17 protein-coding genes are annotated in these 16563 nt (G+C 31.2%); 11 read left to right on the forward strand and 6 right to left on the reverse strand.

Translation table 11 applies throughout. The annotated features are described in order from the left end of the window. Window positions 1-3: 3 nt before the first annotated feature. The 3 genes from ACQ65T_RS03735 to ACQ65T_RS03745 all read right to left on the reverse strand — a co-directional run bounded on the left by ACQ65T_RS03735 (window position 4) and on the right by ACQ65T_RS03745 (window position 3169). Window positions 4-495: a gliding motility lipoprotein GldH gene (locus ACQ65T_RS03735; RefSeq protein WP_430399760.1), complete on the reverse strand. Its 492-nt coding sequence runs from the start codon at window positions 493-495 to the stop codon at window positions 4-6. After that, complete coding sequence (locus tag ACQ65T_RS03740; protein WP_430399761.1) at window positions 476-1645, reverse strand: PSP1 domain-containing protein; 1170 nt, start codon at window positions 1643-1645, stop codon at window positions 476-478. The genes ACQ65T_RS03735 and ACQ65T_RS03740 overlap by 20 nt, the downstream gene beginning before the upstream one ends. 165 nt (window positions 1646-1810) lie before the next feature. Then, entirely contained in the window at window positions 1811-3169 is a 1359-nt protein-coding gene (locus ACQ65T_RS03745; protein ID WP_430399762.1) for a rhodanese-related sulfurtransferase, read from the reverse strand. Window positions 3170-3314: 145 nt separating this feature from the next. On the opposite strand from ACQ65T_RS03745, the gene recA reads away from it, so the two are divergent. The 4 genes from recA (at window position 3315) to ACQ65T_RS03765 (ending at window position 6998) form a co-directional block, all read left to right on the forward strand. Then, window positions 3315-4319, forward strand: coding sequence for a recombinase RecA (gene recA / locus ACQ65T_RS03750; RefSeq protein ID WP_430399763.1), 1005 nt, complete (start codon window positions 3315-3317; stop codon window positions 4317-4319). Between the two features lie 93 nt (window positions 4320-4412). Further along, window positions 4413-4823 (forward strand): hypothetical protein, encoded by a 411-nt coding sequence (locus tag ACQ65T_RS03755; RefSeq protein ID WP_430399764.1) that lies wholly within the window; start codon window positions 4413-4415, stop codon window positions 4821-4823. 10 nt (window positions 4824-4833) lie between these two features. After that, on the forward strand, window positions 4834-5376 hold the full coding sequence (locus tag ACQ65T_RS03760; RefSeq protein ID WP_430399765.1) for an RNA polymerase sigma factor: 543 nt from the start codon (window positions 4834-4836) through the stop codon (window positions 5374-5376). Next, window positions 5373-6998, forward strand: a complete 1626-nt coding sequence (locus ACQ65T_RS03765; protein WP_430399766.1) for a hypothetical protein — start codon at window positions 5373-5375, stop codon at window positions 6996-6998. The genes ACQ65T_RS03760 and ACQ65T_RS03765 overlap by 4 nt, the downstream gene beginning before the upstream one ends. An 86-nt stretch (window positions 6999-7084) precedes the next feature. Here ACQ65T_RS03765 and ACQ65T_RS03770 read toward each other — a convergent pair whose 3' ends face one another. Then, a complete protein-coding gene (locus ACQ65T_RS03770) occupies window positions 7085-7828 on the reverse strand; it encodes a lysophospholipid acyltransferase family protein (protein ID WP_430399767.1) in 744 nt (247 codons plus the stop codon). 110 nt (window positions 7829-7938) lie between these two features. Here ACQ65T_RS03770 and trpS point away from each other — a divergent pair, with 110 nt between their 5' ends. Further along, window positions 7939-8907, forward strand: a complete 969-nt coding sequence (gene trpS / locus ACQ65T_RS03775; protein ID WP_430399768.1) for a tryptophan--tRNA ligase — start codon at window positions 7939-7941, stop codon at window positions 8905-8907. A 48-nt stretch (window positions 8908-8955) separates the two neighbouring features. On the opposite strand, the gene ACQ65T_RS03780 is transcribed toward trpS, so the two are convergent. Next, a complete protein-coding gene (locus ACQ65T_RS03780; protein ID WP_430401320.1) occupies window positions 8956-9462 on the reverse strand; it encodes a hypothetical protein in 507 nt (168 codons plus the stop codon). A 67-nt stretch (window positions 9463-9529) separates the two neighbouring features. Beyond that, a complete protein-coding gene (locus ACQ65T_RS03785; protein WP_430399769.1) occupies window positions 9530-11425 on the reverse strand; it encodes an alpha/beta fold hydrolase in 1896 nt (631 codons plus the stop codon). A gap of 87 nt (window positions 11426-11512) precedes the next feature. On the opposite strand from ACQ65T_RS03785, the gene ACQ65T_RS03790 reads away from it, so the two are divergent. The 6 genes from ACQ65T_RS03790 to ACQ65T_RS03815 all read left to right on the forward strand — a co-directional run bounded on the left by ACQ65T_RS03790 (window position 11513) and on the right by ACQ65T_RS03815 (window position 16562). After that, a complete protein-coding gene (locus ACQ65T_RS03790; RefSeq protein ID WP_430399770.1) occupies window positions 11513-12775 on the forward strand; it encodes a dicarboxylate/amino acid:cation symporter in 1263 nt (420 codons plus the stop codon). Further along, window positions 12776-13465 carry a DedA family protein gene (locus ACQ65T_RS03795; RefSeq protein ID WP_430399771.1) on the forward strand — a complete coding sequence of 230 codons (690 nt, stop codon included), beginning with the start codon at window positions 12776-12778 and terminating at the stop codon, window positions 13463-13465. Further along, window positions 13465-14577, forward strand: coding sequence for an NAD(P)/FAD-dependent oxidoreductase (locus ACQ65T_RS03800; protein ID WP_430399772.1), 1113 nt, complete (start codon window positions 13465-13467; stop codon window positions 14575-14577). Before ACQ65T_RS03795 ends, ACQ65T_RS03800 begins: the two co-directional genes overlap by 1 nt. A 2-nt stretch (window positions 14578-14579) precedes the next feature. Then, window positions 14580-15317 carry a monofunctional biosynthetic peptidoglycan transglycosylase gene (gene mtgA / locus ACQ65T_RS03805; protein ID WP_430399773.1) on the forward strand — a complete coding sequence of 246 codons (738 nt, stop codon included), beginning with the start codon at window positions 14580-14582 and terminating at the stop codon, window positions 15315-15317. A 19-nt stretch (window positions 15318-15336) separates the two neighbouring features. After that, window positions 15337-15651, forward strand: a complete 315-nt coding sequence (locus ACQ65T_RS03810) for a hypothetical protein (RefSeq protein ID WP_430399774.1) — start codon at window positions 15337-15339, stop codon at window positions 15649-15651. Between the two features lie 110 nt (window positions 15652-15761). Continuing rightward, on the forward strand, window positions 15762-16562 hold the full coding sequence (locus ACQ65T_RS03815; protein WP_430399775.1) for a TIGR00266 family protein: 801 nt from the start codon (window positions 15762-15764) through the stop codon (window positions 16560-16562). Window position 16563: the final 1 nt, after the last annotated feature.

Raw genomic sequence — 16563 nt, forward strand, 5'->3', positions numbered from 1 at the left:
AAATTAGTTTGTTTTTTCTATTCTAAAACCAAGATCTGTAATCCCTTTTAAGTCTTCAACCCCTTTCACATCACCTGTCTCTCTAACCGCTTGTATAATTGAAATGTTATATCTCCCCGATTTTTTAAAGACAAAATTTTCTTGATACCAAAGTTTACTTTCTTTAACATCAGAAAATCCTTCTCCCATTAATGTTCCATCAGGGTTAGCCATTAAATACTCTAAAGTATCTGTTTTAACTAAGTTGTCAGGCTGTTTTAATGAAACGATTAAATATAAATTATTATATGGGTAATCGTTATTGTTTCTTATGTTTAAGAATAAATTATAAGGTTTAATAGTGTCGTTTTGTTCAAATGAAAAACTAATGGTATCTGTTTTTTTCCATGAACCATCTATGTTTTTATATTCATCAAAAACCCTCTCTTTATCACATGAAATGAAGCTTAGGGCAATTAAAAATATAAAAATAAACTTATTTTTTCTTAGCAACATTTTTATTAATGGTTGGTTTTGTTCTTTTTTTGTTTTTATTATTGTTGTTTTTCTTTTTTGGCTTATCAAAACGAGTTAAGCTATCTTGACCAACAACGTTTTGGAAGTTTTCAGCATTTGCTTTTGGTTGTTCAATTACAAAATCTTCAAGCGCAATAACTTTTTTCTTTTGCTTGTTAGATTCTATAATTTCCTTTACTTGTTTTACAGATAAAATATGCCACTGAGATGATTGATTTTCATATGAGAACCACATCAATTCTTTAAAAATATCAATTTTTTGACAAGCAGCGGTCCCTTTTTCTGTATATAATTTTGTATCCATATCTGGTATGCTTTTTAAAGCATCCAAATAAGTGTCTAATTCATAATTTAAACAACACTTGAGTTTTCCACATTGCCCAGCAAGTTTTTGAGGATTTAAAGAAAGCTGTTGGTAACGAGCAGCAGCAGTGTTAACACTTCTAAAATCAGTTAACCATGTTGAGCAACATAATTCTCTTCCACAAGATCCAATTCCTCCAAGACGAGCAGCCTCCTGACGAAACCCTACTTGTTTCATCTCGATTCTTATTTTGAACTCTTGCGCAAATTCTTTGATTAGTTGTCTAAAATCTACTCTATCGTTTGCAGTATAATAAAAAGTAGCTTTTGAAGCATCTCCTTGAAATTCAATATCAGAAATTTTCATTTCTAATTTTAGAGCAATTGCTAATTCACGCGCTTTTACTTTAACTTTTTCTTCTTTTGCACGAGCATCACTCCAAATATCAATGTCTTTTTGAGTTGCTTTTCTATATATCTTTGGCACTTCGCCTTTAGGGTCAACGTGCTTTTTCTTCATTTGAATTTTAACTAATTCTCCTGAAAGACTTACAATTCCAACATCATGTCCTGGTGAAGATTCTGTTGCAACAATATCACCAATAGATAATGGTAATTTTTCAGTATTTCTATAAAATTCTTTACGCCCATTTTTAAAGCGTACTTCAACACAATCAAAAGGCTCCTGACCTTGAGGTAAACTCATGTTTGAAAGCCAATCAAAAACAGTTAATTTGTTGCAGCTATCGGTGCCGCAAGTCCCATTATTTTTACATCCTTTTGGAGCGCCACCATCGGTCCCCGTAGAACAGTTTGTACATGCCATAATTTATTAATATATAGTGATTGTTCTGTTTTACAGAACTACTTTGCTTTATAACGTATTTGTTTGTAAAGATAGTATATTTTTCGACTTTTATTAAATGATATAAAAGACAAAGTCTGTTTCTTTTTATAGAAACAGACTTTAAAATTAATTATAAAATTAAAATTAGTTTAAAATTTTATATAATTTATCAGATAAACGAATTCTAAAAGGCACTTCAAAAGTAATTTGATCTCCTTTTTTTGCTATTTCAGAGGTGTTTCCGTTTATAAATAGATTTGTTATTATTAGTTCTTGCTCGCCGGTTGTTGGCCCAGAAATTAGTATTTTGTCACCAAGAGAAATCTCTTTGTTTTCAATTAAAAACTGTGCAATTTTTGATTTTGTAAAATAATGTTCAGCTTTACCTACCAATACCTTTTTTACAGTAATTTTTTTACGAATATTTTTAGTTTTACTAACAACACCTAAAGGTGTGTCGCTTAATTCACCAGAATGTTTGAATTTAAGTTTTTCTGATTTACCTTTTCTAAAAACTTTGTTTCCAACTTGTTTTCCACTTCTTAATTTTACTTGCTCAGCTAATGGCAAATGAGTAATTTCTTGACATTCTGTTGAACAACAATTTTCCATTGCTGCTTGGCATTCGTCACATTGAATAAATAGCAAATGACAACCATCATTAAAACAATTTGTGTGATTGTCACACGGTTTACCGCATTGATGACATTGAGAAACAATATCTTCGGTTATTCTCTCACCTAAACGATTGTCAAATACGAAGTTTTTTCCAATGAATTTGCTTTCTAAATTTTCTTCTTTAATTTGTTTTGCATATTGGATAATTCCTCCTTCTAATTGAAATACATTCTTAAAACCTTGATGTTTATAGTAAGCACTTGCTTTTTCACAACGAATTCCACCTGTGCAATACATTACAAGGTTTTTGGTTTCTTTAAAGTCTTTTAATTGTTCATTGATAATTGGCAGACTTTCTCTAAATGTTTCCACATCTGGAGTTATAGCACCTTTAAAGTGACCAACTTCGCTTTCATAGTGATTTCTAAAATCTACTACAATTGTGTTTGGATCTTCTAAAATTTGATTGAACTCCTTTGCTCTTAAATGTATCCCTTTATTGGTTACGTCAAAAGTTTCATCATTTAATCCGTCCGCAACAATTTTATGTCTCACTTTTATGGTAAGTTTTAAAAAAGAATGATCATCTTGTTCAACGGCTACGTTTAATCTAATTCCCTTCATGAAATCGTAAACGTTCAAAGTTTCTTTGAAAGCTTCAAAATTATCAGCAGGAACACTCATTTGAGCATTAATTCCCTCGTTGGCAACATAAATACGACCTAGAGCATCGAGTGCATTCCAAGCTATAAATAAATCGTCGCGAAATTTTTTAGGATCTTCAATTTTGGCATACGCATAGAAAGATAGTGTAAGACGTTGCTTACCTGCTTCATCAATAAGTTGAGCTCTTTCTTCTGCGCTTAAGGTGTTGTACAGTTGCATGCTATAAACGTTTTAAGTGAGAAAAATATTTTTACAAAGGTATAATTTTATATAAACTACGCAAAATATTGAACCGATAGGAAACATATTAACAATATTTGTTTCCATAAAAAAAAGAAGTATTTTTACGAAAAATATACAGAAAATGAGTTCAGAAAAAGATGCTAAATTAAAAGCTTTACAACTTACATTAGATAAGCTTGATAAAACTTATGGAAAAGGAACAGTAATGAAAATGGGAGATTCTGCTGTAGAAGAAGTAGAAACAATTTCATCTGGTTCATTAGGTTTAGATATTGCTTTAGGTGTAAATGGATACCCAAAAGGAAGAATTATTGAAATATATGGTCCAGAATCATCAGGTAAAACCACATTAACATTACACGCCATTGCTGAAACACAAAAAGCTGGTGGTATTGCCGCTTTTATTGATGCCGAGCATGCTTTTGATCGTTTTTATGCTGAGAAATTAGGTATTGATATTGATAATTTAATCATTTCGCAACCAGATAATGGTGAGCAAGCCTTAGAAATTGCCGAAAGTTTAATTCGTTCTGGAGCTGTAGATATTGTTGTAATTGACTCTGTCGCAGCCTTAACACCTAAGAGTGAAATTGAAGGTGACATGGGAGACTCAAAAATGGGATTACATGCTCGTTTAATGTCACAAGCACTTAGAAAGTTAACCGGAACGATTCATAAAACGAAATGTACGGTTTTCTTCATTAATCAATTACGTGATAAAATTGGAGTAATGTTTGGAAGCCCAGAAACTACAACTGGTGGTAACGCGTTGAAATTTTATGCCTCTGTAAGAGTTGACATTAGAAGATCTACTCAAATTAAAGACGGAGATAATGTTATTGGAAATAGAACTAAAGTAAAAATTGTAAAAAATAAAGTTGCACCGCCTTTTAGAACTGCAGAATTTGATATAATGTATGGAGAAGGGGTTTCTAAAGTAGGAGAGGTCTTAGATTTAGCAGTTGAATTTGAAATTGTTAAGAAAAGCGGTTCTTGGTTCAGTTATGGCGAAACAAAACTTGGACAAGGTAGAGATGCTGTTAAATCTTTAATAAAAGATAATCCAGAATTAATGGACGAATTAGAATTAAAAATTAAAGAGTTATTAAAAGAAAAAAATAATTAAAACAAAAAATCACGTGTAAAAACGTGATTTTTTGTTTTTGTACGCAACCTATTTTTGTTTTTTACATCTATTAGTTATAATATGAATCAAATCATGAAAAATTTTTCATTTTTATTAATTTTTTTCGGGTTACTATCAGTCTCTTGTAATTTAGATGATGCTCCTAGTTCTGTTGACGTTGTTTTACCTGTGGAATCAGTTGTGATGCCACAAACAATGGAATTGAATGTTGAAAGTGATATAATGATTAGTTATAGAAGACCAACAACATGTCACTTATATGATGGATTTTATTATCAAGCAGATGGATTAACTCGAGTGATTGCAATTTATGCAGTTAAATTGAATAGCAATAATTGTGTGAGTGCTGAAGAAGAAGGGACTTATGAAGTGGCTTTTAAGTTTAAGCCAACTGAATCAGGAATTCACCACTTTAAATTTTGGACAGGAACAAGCGCAAGTGGAGTAGAAGAATATATAGAATACGATGTAGATGTAAATTAATAAAAAAAGGTTGATACTTGAACAAATCATAAATGATTGTAAAAAGGGAAATACTAAAGCACAAGAGCAAATTTATAAGACGTTAGGTCCAAAAATATTTGCAGTTTGTCTTAAGTATTCGAGAAGTTATGAAGAAGCTCAAGATAATTTACAAGAAGGTTTTTTGTTAATTTTTGAAAAAATTGATAAATACAATTTTAAAGGTTCTTTTGAAGGATGGTGTAAAAGGGTTGTAATTAATTATGTTTTACAACAATATAGAAATCAAAGTGTTTTTGAAATTGTTTCTGAAAACATTGCAGATGATGATGGTGTAGAAATTGATGAAGAAAATATTTCGTTAGATTTTTTAACTAAAATAATTCAAGAATTACCAGACAGATATAGATTGGTATTTAATTTATACGTTTTAGATGGTTATTCACATAAAGAAATTTCAGAAATGTTAGATATTAACATTGGAACTTCTAAATCAAATTTAGCTCGAGCTAAAATGATATTAAAAGAAAAAATAGAGTTGAATTCAAATATGTCAATTCCAAAGGTAAAATGAAAGAAAATAAAAACATAGAGCGTCTTTTTCAAGAAAACTTCAAAGATTTTGAGGCAATGCCACCTTTAGAGTCTTGGTCTGTTATTGAAGCACGTTTAAATGAAAAGAAAAAGAAAAGAAGAGTTATACCATTGTGGTTTAAACCTGTAGGGATAGCAGCTTCCTTAATTTTAGGCTTTTTTCTGTTTATAAACAAAGCTAATAATTCAAATGCTATAATTGTTAACGATTCAAGTGTTACAACTAATTCTTCTTCTATATCTAATATTGAAGAAAATAAAGAAGTTAGAAACAATAATTCTCAAGCAGATCAAGATAAAATAATCAGAGACAATAATTTATTAAATGAAAGATTGGAAAATGCTAGTTCAAGTGTTGTATTAAATAATAGTAATTCAAATCAAGATAAAAAACCTGCTTACAATAAGACTAATTATAACAAAGGTATAGTTTCAAATAAGAATCAAAAGACTAACAAGTCTTCAGTGAAAAATGGACAAAAAAGCAATAATATTATTAATAGTCAATTTAAAAAAGATGACATTGTAAACAATAATAAGTCTCAGAAAAAATCAAGATTTAATAACGAAGAATTGATTTTCAATGATGATTCGTCTATTAAGAATAAGCTGGTTATTAATTCGAAAGATGAAAATAATTCACCGATAGACAATTCTAAAATTGAGCTATTGAATTCCAATACTTTACAAAATAGTAATGTTTTGAATTCTGAAAACTCATCTGGGGTTGAAGAAATAGACTCTTTGTTTATACAAAATGAAATCATAATTGCTAATGCAATTGAAGATAGTATCCTTTTGGCTTCAAACATTATTGAAGAGAATCCATTGGAGAAATTGCTTAAAGAAAAATTAGAAGGGGAAGATGCTGATGAAAAAGAAAAAGAGAAAAGAAATAAATGGGCAGTAAGCACTGTTGCTTCGCCTGTTTATTTTAATTCTGTATCAAACGGATCTTCATTAGATTCAAAATTCGAAAACAACAGTAAAGAATATGTAAATAGTTTGAGTTTTGGAGTAGGGCTTGAATATGAAGTTTCAAAGAAATGGAGCTTAAGAACTGGTGTTAATACCTTATCTCTAAATTATAATACTAATGATGTGGTGTTTTTTCAAGATGTTAATGCGAAGTTGATGCAGAATGTAACACCGTCCCAATCGGGCTTAATGTTATCAATTCAGAGTAAGAACGCAACAACTTCTAATTCAATAAATTTATCAGGAACAATAGTTGATAAATTTGATGGACAAATAAATCAGAGAATGGGATTCATAGAGGTACCTCTTGAAATGAGTTATAAACTATTAGACAAAAAGTTTGGAATAAATGTTATTGGAGGGATGAGTACACTATTTTTAAATGAAAATAGAATATCATTAGAATCTAATGGTTCGGTATTAAATATTGGTCAAGCAAATAATTTGAACGACATACATTTTAGTAGTAATGTCGGTTTGGGTTTTAAATATACTTTTTGGAAGTCTTTTCAAGCAAATTTTCAGCCTATGTTTAAATACCAAATCAATACTTTTAGTAATGATTCCGGAAATTTCAAGCCCTATTTTGTAGGCTTGTATTCTGGAGTAAGTTTTAGTTTTTAAGCTTTTGTTGGTTAAGCTTAAGTTAAGTTTGTTTCAATTCTCATACTTTTGAAACTTAAATGCCTCGCAATATTTGCGAGGCATTTTTAGTTGTTAAATATATTCAATTGTTCTAAAATGATGTTTCTAACCTTTTCTTTGATTATAACTTTGTTTTCTGTTAGAAGATTTTGTGTTTCAATTGGTTTATGAACTTTAACCCTCATTTTTCCCATACTTCCACTTAAAAAAGTAAATGAAAAACGTTCTTTATTGTCTGCAAAAGTCATAGGAATAATTGGAATTTTATGCTCAATGGCTAGTCTAAACGCACCATCTTTAAACGCATCCAAAACAATACTTTCGTCTTCGGGAACTCCTCCTTCCGGAAAAATACAAATACTTAATCCTTGATGAAGTCTTTTTTGAGCCAATTCAAAAACTTTAAACCTACTTTTACTACTACTTCTATCAACCAAAATGCATACACGCTTATAGAAGAATCCAAAAATTGGAATTTTCACCAATTCTTTTTTACCTACAAAAACAAATGGATTGTTCTTTACAACCGCAAGCATTAGCATAACATCTGTCATTGATGTATGGTTTGCTACTAACATATAACTTTTTCCTTTTTCAAGAGGTTGTTCAAAATCAATTTTATAATAAAAACCCATTCCAAATAAAATTAATTTACCCCAAAAACGTGCAACTCTATAAAATAACGGATAAGTCTTATCTGTTAATACTAAAACAAATAATACCGGAAATAAAATAATAATAGGAACCATTATTAATATGTAAAACCAAATTCGCCAAAGTATCCAAAAAATTATTTTGAACAATTTCATTTACTGTAATTTTTTAATTGATTCCAAAAATAAGAATATTAGTTAACCTTTTAACATTACTCTTTTACCATTTAGCTAAAAACCCTATTTTTGTGCAAAATATATAAAAAATGGCAAAAATATTAACTGGAGTTCAAAGTACAGGAACCCCACATTTAGGAAATTTATTAGGAGCAATTATTCCAGCTATTCAAATGGCGAATGACCCTAAAAACCAACCGTTTTTATTTATTGCTGATTTGCATTCAATTACACAAATTAAAGACGGTAAAACACTACGTGAGAACACATATAGTACAGCGGCTGCTTGGTTAGCTTGTGGTCTTGATGTAAATAAAGTAGTTTTTTACCGACAATCAGACGTACCTCAAACTGCTGAACTTTCTTGGTATTTAAGCTGTTTTTTTCCATTTCAACGTTTAACGTTAGCACATTCATTTAAAGATAAAGCTGATAGACTAGACGATGTTAATGCCGGACTTTTTACTTATCCTATGCTTATGGCAGCAGATATTTTGTTATATGATGCAGAATTTGTACCTGTAGGAAAAGATCAATTACAGCATTTAGAAATTACTCGTGATGTTGCTTCTCGTTTTAACCATCAAATGGGTGAAACATTTGTTTTGCCAGAAGCGAAAATTGATGAAAGCACAATGATTATTCCTGGAACGGATGGTCAAAAAATGAGTAAATCTCGAAACAACTTTATCAATATATTTTTAGATGATAAAGCTTTGCGAAAACAAATTATGTCTATTGAAACAGACAGTACACCACTTGAAGAACCAAAAAATACCGAAACCTGTAACTGTTTTACCTTATATAAACTATTAGCATCGCCATCTCAAATAGAAAAAATGCGCGCAAATTATGAAGGTGGAAATTATGGTTATGGACATGCAAAACAAGAACTATTTGAACTTATTATTGAAAAGTTTGCCACGGAAAGAGAAAAGTATAATTACTACATAAATAATTTAGAAGAAGTTGATGCTTTGTTGTTAAAAGGAGCTGAAAAAGCGAGTAAAGTAGCAAATAGTGTTTTACAACGTGTTCGAGCGAAACTAGGTTATTAGTATTTAAATATATAGAAACAAAAAAGTCCTGCATTTGCAGGACTTTTTTTATAGTATTGAAATCAATTGTTCAACTTCATTTTTTTGCTCTTTATATTTTATCTGCAACTCTGAATTTTCTCCCATTCTATTATAATATTCTAATGCTTTGTTAGCAAATGCTTTTTTATGAAAATCAGTTAATTCAGGAATTAAAGGAAATTCTTTGTGAAATAAATTTTCATAATAAGCCTGCCATTCGCGTTCGTTTTTATCTTCAACAATACTCATTTTATCTTTTTGTTTTACATGCAACATTTCATGTGCCAACAAGTTTAAATTTAAAACCAATGGAAATTCAAACGTGTTTTCTGGAATTCTAATAATTTGAGGTTTCCCAAAAACACCTTCGGTTGTGAATAATATAAAACTAGGCTCGGCTTTTTCTCTCAATTCAAAACCTTTAAAATTAGGATGTTCTAATTCGTAGTTTTTTATTAAAAATTCAGCCGCTTCAATAGTCATTTCTAACGCATGAAACTTTTTTACAGTAAACTCAACTTCTTTAAATGGCATCATAATATTGTAAGTTCAAGTTCAAAAAACAACAACAAGCTTGGAGGTTGAAATTGAAATTGTTATTTTAGAGCGTTTCTTTTAACCATTTAAAAAATTCGCGTTGCCAAACTAAACCGTTTTGAGGTTTTAAAATCCAGTGATTTTCTTCAGGGAATAACATAAAACGACTTTTAATACCTTTTAGTTGAGCTGCTTGAAAAGCTTCTTGACTTTGTCCCATTGGAACCCTATAATCTTTTTCACCTTGAATAATAAATATTGGTGTGTTCCAATTGTTCACTAAATTAATTGGGTTGAATTCGTTAACTGCTTTTTGTGCAGCAATATTATCTTTTTCCCAATATGCTCCGCCCATATCCCAATTGGTAAAGAATACTTCTTCTGTAGTTCCATACATGCTTTGTGTGTTGAATATTCCAGCATGAGCAATAAATGTTTTGAATCTGTTTTTGTGAATTCCAGCTAAATAAAACACCGAATATCCGCCATAACTTGCGCCAACGGCACCCAGTCGTTCTTTATCTACATAAGATTCTTTCGCAACATCATCAATAGCACTTAAATAATCGTCCATTGCTTGTCCGCCCCAATCTTTACTAATTTGTTCGTTCCATTCTACACCATGACCCGGCATTCCACGTCTATTTGGAGCCACAATAATATAACCTTGTGAAGCCATTACTTGGAAATTCCATCTAAACGAATAAAACTGAGACAAAGCTCCTTGTGGTCCACCTTGGCAATATAAAAGTGTTGGATATTTCTTTTTTGTATCAAAATTTGGAGGTAAAATAACCCAAACCAACATCTCTTTTCCATCGGTAGTTTTTACCATTCTTTTTTCAACCTTTGGTAAAGCTAATTTTGAATATACTTCTGTATTTATATTGGTAATTTGTTTCCAAGAATTTTTCTTTAAATCAAAACTGAATATTTCATTGGCATGATTCATATCGCTTTGGGTAACCAAAACAGTGTTTTCATGAAAACCTATAATTTGGTTCACATCAAATTGTCCTTCTGTAATTTGACGAACACGAACTGCAATTTTTGTTAATCCTGGAAAGTTGACTTCAAATAATTGCTTTGTTCCATCAACTGGGGCTAAGAAGTACACTTTTTTGCCGTCTTTACTCCAAGTGAAACTATCTACAGTTCCATCCCAATTTGATGTTAAGTTTATGTCTAATCCTTTGTGACGAACAATTATATCGTTTTTATCGGCTTCAAAACCATCGCGTTTCATTTGCAACCAAGATAAATCTCCGTTAGGTGAAAACTGTGGAGCAACATCATAACCTAAATTCTTTTCTGTTAAGTTTTTAGTCGTTTTAGAAGATAAATCGTATTCATACAAATCGGTATTTGTTGAAGTAGCATAAGCCGTTCCTGTTTTCTTTTTAGATACGTAAATTACTTTAGAACCATTAGGCGACCAAATATAATCTTCATCTCCACCAAAAGGTTTTTGAGGTGCGTCATATGGTTCGTCTTTCATGATGTCTATTTCTTCTCCATTTGCATAGGTTAGAATTACATGATTGTGATTTCCGTGATTAAAAGTATCCCAATGACGATAGTCTAGTGCGTCATAAATTTTAACATCACTTTTTTCTAACTCTGGATAAAAATCCTTTCCATCAACTTTATTAATTTTCACTTCTTTATCTGAAAGTGTCCATTTTCCATCTGCAGAAATGTTTTTATCGCTAACTAAACCTTTATGCTCTTTTAATTTAACTGCATTTCCGCCAGAAACTGGAATGCTATAATATTCTGAATTGGATTTGTTTTCTTCGACTGATGGAGTACTTACTTTGTAAACAATGTTTTTTCCATCTTTAGATATTCCTAAAGAAGAAACACGTCCAAGTTTCCATAATAATTCTGGAGTCATTATATTTTGTGCACTCATTGATAAACCAGTTATACTTAAAATTAAAATTATATATTTTTTCATTGTAGTAAATATTAATATCTAGGCTAAAAATACTTATTTTTTGAAAAATATCCCTATTTTCACGTTTTAAAAAACAAACCACCTATTATGAAAAAATTAGCGTTGCATTGGCAAATACTACTAGGAATGTTGTTAGGAGTATTGTTTGCTTTTGTTTTTATACAATTTGATTGGGGAAAACAATTCATTATAGATTGGATAAAGCCTTTTGGAAACATATTTATTAACTTGTTGAAACTTATTGCAGTTCCATTAATTTTAGCTTCTTTAATCAAAGGAGTTTCTGATTTAAAAGATATTTCCAAACTATCTCAAATGGGAGGAAGAACAATAGGTTTGTATATTCTTACAACTGTTTTTGCGGTTTCTATAGGTTTAGTTGTCGTTAATATTATTAAACCAGGAAGTTTTATTTCGGAAGAAACGAGAACAGAGTTAGTGGGAAGCTATTCTAATGATGCAAATTCAAAAATTGCAGCTGCCGAAAATCAAAAAGAAGCAGGCCCACTTCAAGCATTAGAAGATATTGTTCCTAGCAATATAGTTGGTGCAGCGGCAGATAATGGAAATATGCTTCAAGTAATTTTCTTTGCAGTTTTCTTTGGAATTGCATTAATATTAATTCCTGCTGAACAAGCAACACCAGTTAAAACTTTTTTTGACGGTTTTAATGAAGCTATATTAAAAATGATTGATATTATAATGCTTGCAGCACCTTTTGGTGTTTTCGCTTTATTGGCGTCTTTAGTAGCAGAATCTCCAAGTTTAGATTTATTCAAAGCACTTGGTATGTATGGCTTAACTGTTGTTTTAGGTTTAGCTATTATGATTTGTATATATCTTTTACTGGTTAAAACACTTACAAATAGGAGTCCGAAATTTTTTCTTAACGGAATTGCTCCAGCTCAATTATTAGCTTTTTCAACGAGTTCTAGTGCCGCAACTTTACCAGTAACAATGGAAAGAGTGGTTGATAATTTAGGAGTTGATGATGAAGTGGCGAGTTTTGTACTGCCAATAGGAGCCACAATTAATATGGACGGTACAAGTTTGTATCAAGCCGTTGCGGCAGTTTTTATTGCACAAGCATTTGGTATGGATTTAAGTTTTGGAGTACAATTAGGAATTATTGCTACAGCAACCTTAGCGTCTATAGGAAGTGCTGCCGTACCTGGAGCAGGGATGGTGATGTTGGTTATTGTATTAGCTCAAGCTGGAATTCCTGAAGCTGGATTAGCACTTATTTTTGCAATTGACAGACCTTTAGATATGTGTAGAACAATGGTAAACGTTACTGGTGATGCTGCGGTTTCTATGGTTGTGGCTAAATCCGTAGATAAATTGGAGTAAATGGAGAATTTTCACTGGACCAAATTATTTAACCCAGAGTTCTATATAACGATGGAAATTAATGGAATTCCTATAGGAATTTACATGGTGTTATTCATTGTTTTTGCTGAAACGGGTTTGTTTGCAGGTTTCTTTTTACCTGGAGATAGTTTGTTATTTCTATCTGGAATTTACAATAGAGAGTTAGTCGAGACCTTTTTTCTAATTCCTAATGATTTATCTAATGTTACCATTCTTTCACTACTTATTGCTTCTGCTGCAACATTAGGAAATATTTTTGGATATTGGTTTGGTTCTAGAAGCGGACAATATTTATACGCAAAAGAAGACAGCTTTTTCTTTAAGAAAAAATACCTAATTGAATCACAAGTTTTTTTCGAAAAACACGGAGGAAAAGCAATTGTTTTTGCCCGATTTCTACCTATTATTAGGACTTTTGTGCCTATTATTGCAGGAATTGTACATATGAAAAAAAGCAAATTTATGTTATATAATGTGCTTAGTTCATTATTGTGGTCTTTTACTTTAGTTTTTGCAGGACATTATTTATATAATCTGTTTTTAGATCAGTTTAATGTTGATTTGAAGAAGCATATTGAAACAATAATACTAACGCTAATTGCAATCACTACTTTCCCACTTGTGTGGAATTATTTCAAACAAAAAAAATTACTTAAAAACCAAGAATAATGCAGTTGAGTTATTGGGAATTAAAAAATTGGTTTACCAATGTTGATTATACAATTGTAGGTAGCGGAATTGTTGGTTTGCATTGCGCCTTAGCATTAAGAGACAGGTTTCCAAGCAGTAAAATTTTAGTGCTAGAAAAAGGAATTTTACCACAAGGAGCAAGTACAAAAAATGCTGGTTTTGCATGTTTTGGAAGTGTTTCAGAAATCATAGATGATTTAAAAACGCACACAGAAGAAGAAGTAATCCAATTGGTTCAAAAAAGAGTCCAAGGTTTAAAGTTGCTTCGAAATCGATTAGGTGATGAGGTAATAGACTTCAAGCCTTACGGCGCTTACGAGTTGTTTTTGAATAACGACGAACCTTTTTATAATGAGTGCCTTGAAAAGCTACCTTTTATAAATGATGTTTTAAGGCCTTTATTTAAAGCCGATGTATTTGCAAAAGAAATAGATCGATTTGACTTTCAAAATATTTTCGAAAACTTAATTTTCAATCCGTTTGAAGGTCAAATAGATACTGGCAACATGATGCAAGCTTTGTTAAAAGAGGTCATTTCAAAAGACATTTTGATTTTAAACCAACAGAATGTTACTTCTTTCCAAGATTTAAATGACAAAGTTGAGGTTATCACCAATGAAACTTCTTTTGTTACCAATAAATTATTATTTGCAACCAATGGTTTTGCTTCTAAATTAACTAAAAATCAAGTTCAACCTGCAAGAGCTCAAGTTTTAATTACAAAACCTATTGAAAATTTAGAGATAAAAGGGACATTTCATTTAGATAAAGGTTATTATTATTTTAGAAATATTGGAAACAGGATTTTGTTTGGAGGAGGAAGAAACCTTGATTTTGATGGAGAAACTACAACCGATTTATCTCAATCAAAAATCATTCAGGATAAGTTGGAAGAGTTATTAAAAACAGTAATTTTGCCTCATCAAAAATTTGAAATTGAACATCGTTGGAGTGGCATTATGGGTGTTGGAAATCATAAAAAACCTATTGTAGAACATGTTTCAAATAATGTATATTGTGGCGTTAGAATGGGAGGTATGGGAGTTGCAATAGGAAGTCTAATAGGAAAAGAGTTAGCGGATTTAGTTTAAGTATGGCAGCAACAAAAAAAATCAAAAAAAGAAGTACTCCAAGAACTTCTAAAAAGAGTCCAGGAAAAATAATTTTGTATCTCTTTTTTAAGTTGTTTTTATGGTTTTTTGGAATCAGTTTGTTTTTTGTAATCTTATATAAATTTGTCCCCGTTCCTTTTACTCCACTAATGGCAATTAGAGCTATTGAGCATAATTCTGAAAACAAAGAGATGGTTTGCTCACACGATTGGGTAGCGCTAGAATATATATCTCCAAACCTCCAAAAAGCAGTTATTTCTAGTGAAGATGGTTTGTTTTTAGAGCATAATGGATTTGATTTTAAATCCATGCAAAAAGCATTTGAAAGCAATCAAAAAGGCAAAAAACTGAAAGGAGGAAGTACAATTTCTCAACAAACAGCCAAAAATGTATTCCTTTGGCAAGGAAGAAGTTATTTAAGAAAAGGGTTAGAAGCTTATTTTACAGTTCTCATTGAATTAATTTGGGGAAAAGAACGCATTATGGAAGTGTATTTAAATAGTATTGAAATGGGTGATGGTGTTTATGGCGCACAAGCAGCCTCAATGCATTGGTATAAAAAAGAAGCAAAAAACTTAACAAAATATGAAGCTGCAGGTATCGCAGCAATTTTACCAAATCCTAGAAGGTTTAAGGCAACAAATTCTTCTTCGTATATTAATAAACGCAAAGCAAAAATCAGTAAATATATAGGGTATGTTAAGCTAGATTATCAATAGTAACAATAAATAAAATCTTATGAAAAAAGTAATTGTCATTTTAGCAGTTTTAAGTTTAGGGTTAACTTCGTTTACTAATAATGAAATGCCTAATCCTTCAATTGAACTAAATGTAGGAGAAAGTTTTTCTCTAATTAACGACACAAAAGATAAAGTTTCCATTCATACAGGAACGGGTTTTGTTTCTTTAAATAAAGGGTCTAAAACAAGTATTGGTTGTAACGTAGGCAAAGAAGTTCGTTGGGCAGAAAGTGGAAAAAAAGGAGATGTTATTTTTAAAATCACAAAGGATATGTGTGGCAAAACACTTAAACTTTCTGAGTTAATGAAATAATTTTAAAATCTTAAATTTAAGTTCCGCGTTTAGCGGGACTTTTTTTATATCCGGACTTTTTTCGTAACATTTTTTTAAAACTATCGACCAATTAATAAAACTATAAAATTATGCAAGCACACGAAATAGATTACCAAATTTTTGGCGAAGAAATGCAATATGTAGAAATAGAACTTGATCCGCAAGAAGTTGTAGTAGCTGAAGCTGGAAGCTTTATGATGATGGATAGCGGTATTAAAATGGAAACTATTTTTGGCGATGGAAGCCAGCAAGAAGGTGGAATTTTCGGAAAGTTACTATCTGCTGGTAAACGTGTTTTAACAGGCGAAAGTTTGTTTATGACTGCATACCAAAACATCGAACACGGAAAGAAAAAAGTTTCTTTTGCTTCGCCTTATCCAGGAAAAATTGTACCTATTGATTTACAGAAATACGGAGGAAAATTCGTTTGCCAAAAAGATGCTTTTTTATGTGCAGCTAAAGGTGTTTCCGTAGGAATTGATTTTTCAAGAAAGCTAGGAAGAGGTTTGTTTGGTGGAGAAGGTTTCATCATGCAAAAATTAGAAGGTGACGGAATGGCTTTTGTGCATGCTGGAGGAACATTAGCAAGAAGAGAGTTACAAGCTGGTGAAGTTTTAAAAGTAGATACAGGTTGTATCGTTGGTTTTACCAAAGATGTACAATACGATATAGAATTTGTAGGCGGAATTAAAAATACCATTTTTGGCGGTGAAGGTGTTTTCTTTGCTACACTTCGTGGACCAGGAATTGCTTATATACAATCGTTACCATTTAGCCGTTTAGCCGATAGAATTATTCAATCTGCACCTCAAATGGGTGGAAAAGATAAAGGAGAAGGAAGCTTACTCGGCGGTCTTGGAAATCTTTTAGATGGCGATAACAGGTTTTAAT

The organism is Flavobacterium sp. (assembly GCF_965284515.1).
GTDB lineage: Bacteria > Bacteroidota > Bacteroidia > Flavobacteriales > Flavobacteriaceae > Flavobacterium.

Coding starts and splice junctions, on each gene's coding strand:
- ACQ65T_RS03765 (WP_430399766.1), top strand. CDS start 5,373: ATGAAAGAAAATAAAAACATAGAGCGTCTTTTTCAAGAAAACTTCAAA.
- ACQ65T_RS03745 (WP_430399762.1), bottom strand. CDS start 3,169: ATGCAACTGTACAACACCTTAAGCGCAGAAGAAAGAGCTCAACTTATT.
- ACQ65T_RS03790 (WP_430399770.1), top strand. CDS start 11,513: ATGAAAAAATTAGCGTTGCATTGGCAAATACTACTAGGAATGTTGTTA.
- ACQ65T_RS03755 (WP_430399764.1), top strand. CDS start 4,413: ATGAAAAATTTTTCATTTTTATTAATTTTTTTCGGGTTACTATCAGTC.
- ACQ65T_RS03795 (WP_430399771.1), top strand. CDS start 12,776: ATGGAGAATTTTCACTGGACCAAATTATTTAACCCAGAGTTCTATATA.
- ACQ65T_RS03785 (WP_430399769.1), bottom strand. CDS start 11,425: ATGAAAAAATATATAATTTTAATTTTAAGTATAACTGGTTTATCAATG.
- recA (WP_430399763.1), top strand. CDS start 3,315: ATGAGTTCAGAAAAAGATGCTAAATTAAAAGCTTTACAACTTACATTA.
- ACQ65T_RS03770 (WP_430399767.1), bottom strand. CDS start 7,828: ATGAAATTGTTCAAAATAATTTTTTGGATACTTTGGCGAATTTGGTTT.
- ACQ65T_RS03800 (WP_430399772.1), top strand. CDS start 13,465: ATGCAGTTGAGTTATTGGGAATTAAAAAATTGGTTTACCAATGTTGAT.
- ACQ65T_RS03810 (WP_430399774.1), top strand. CDS start 15,337: ATGAAAAAAGTAATTGTCATTTTAGCAGTTTTAAGTTTAGGGTTAACT.
- ACQ65T_RS03780 (WP_430401320.1), bottom strand. CDS start 9,462: ATGCCATTTAAAGAAGTTGAGTTTACTGTAAAAAAGTTTCATGCGTTA.
- mtgA (WP_430399773.1), top strand. CDS start 14,580: ATGGCAGCAACAAAAAAAATCAAAAAAAGAAGTACTCCAAGAACTTCT.
- ACQ65T_RS03740 (WP_430399761.1), bottom strand. CDS start 1,645: ATGGCATGTACAAACTGTTCTACGGGGACCGATGGTGGCGCTCCAAAA.
- ACQ65T_RS03735 (WP_430399760.1), bottom strand. CDS start 495: ATGTTGCTAAGAAAAAATAAGTTTATTTTTATATTTTTAATTGCCCTA.
- ACQ65T_RS03815 (WP_430399775.1), top strand. CDS start 15,762: ATGCAAGCACACGAAATAGATTACCAAATTTTTGGCGAAGAAATGCAA.
- trpS (WP_430399768.1), top strand. CDS start 7,939: ATGGCAAAAATATTAACTGGAGTTCAAAGTACAGGAACCCCACATTTA.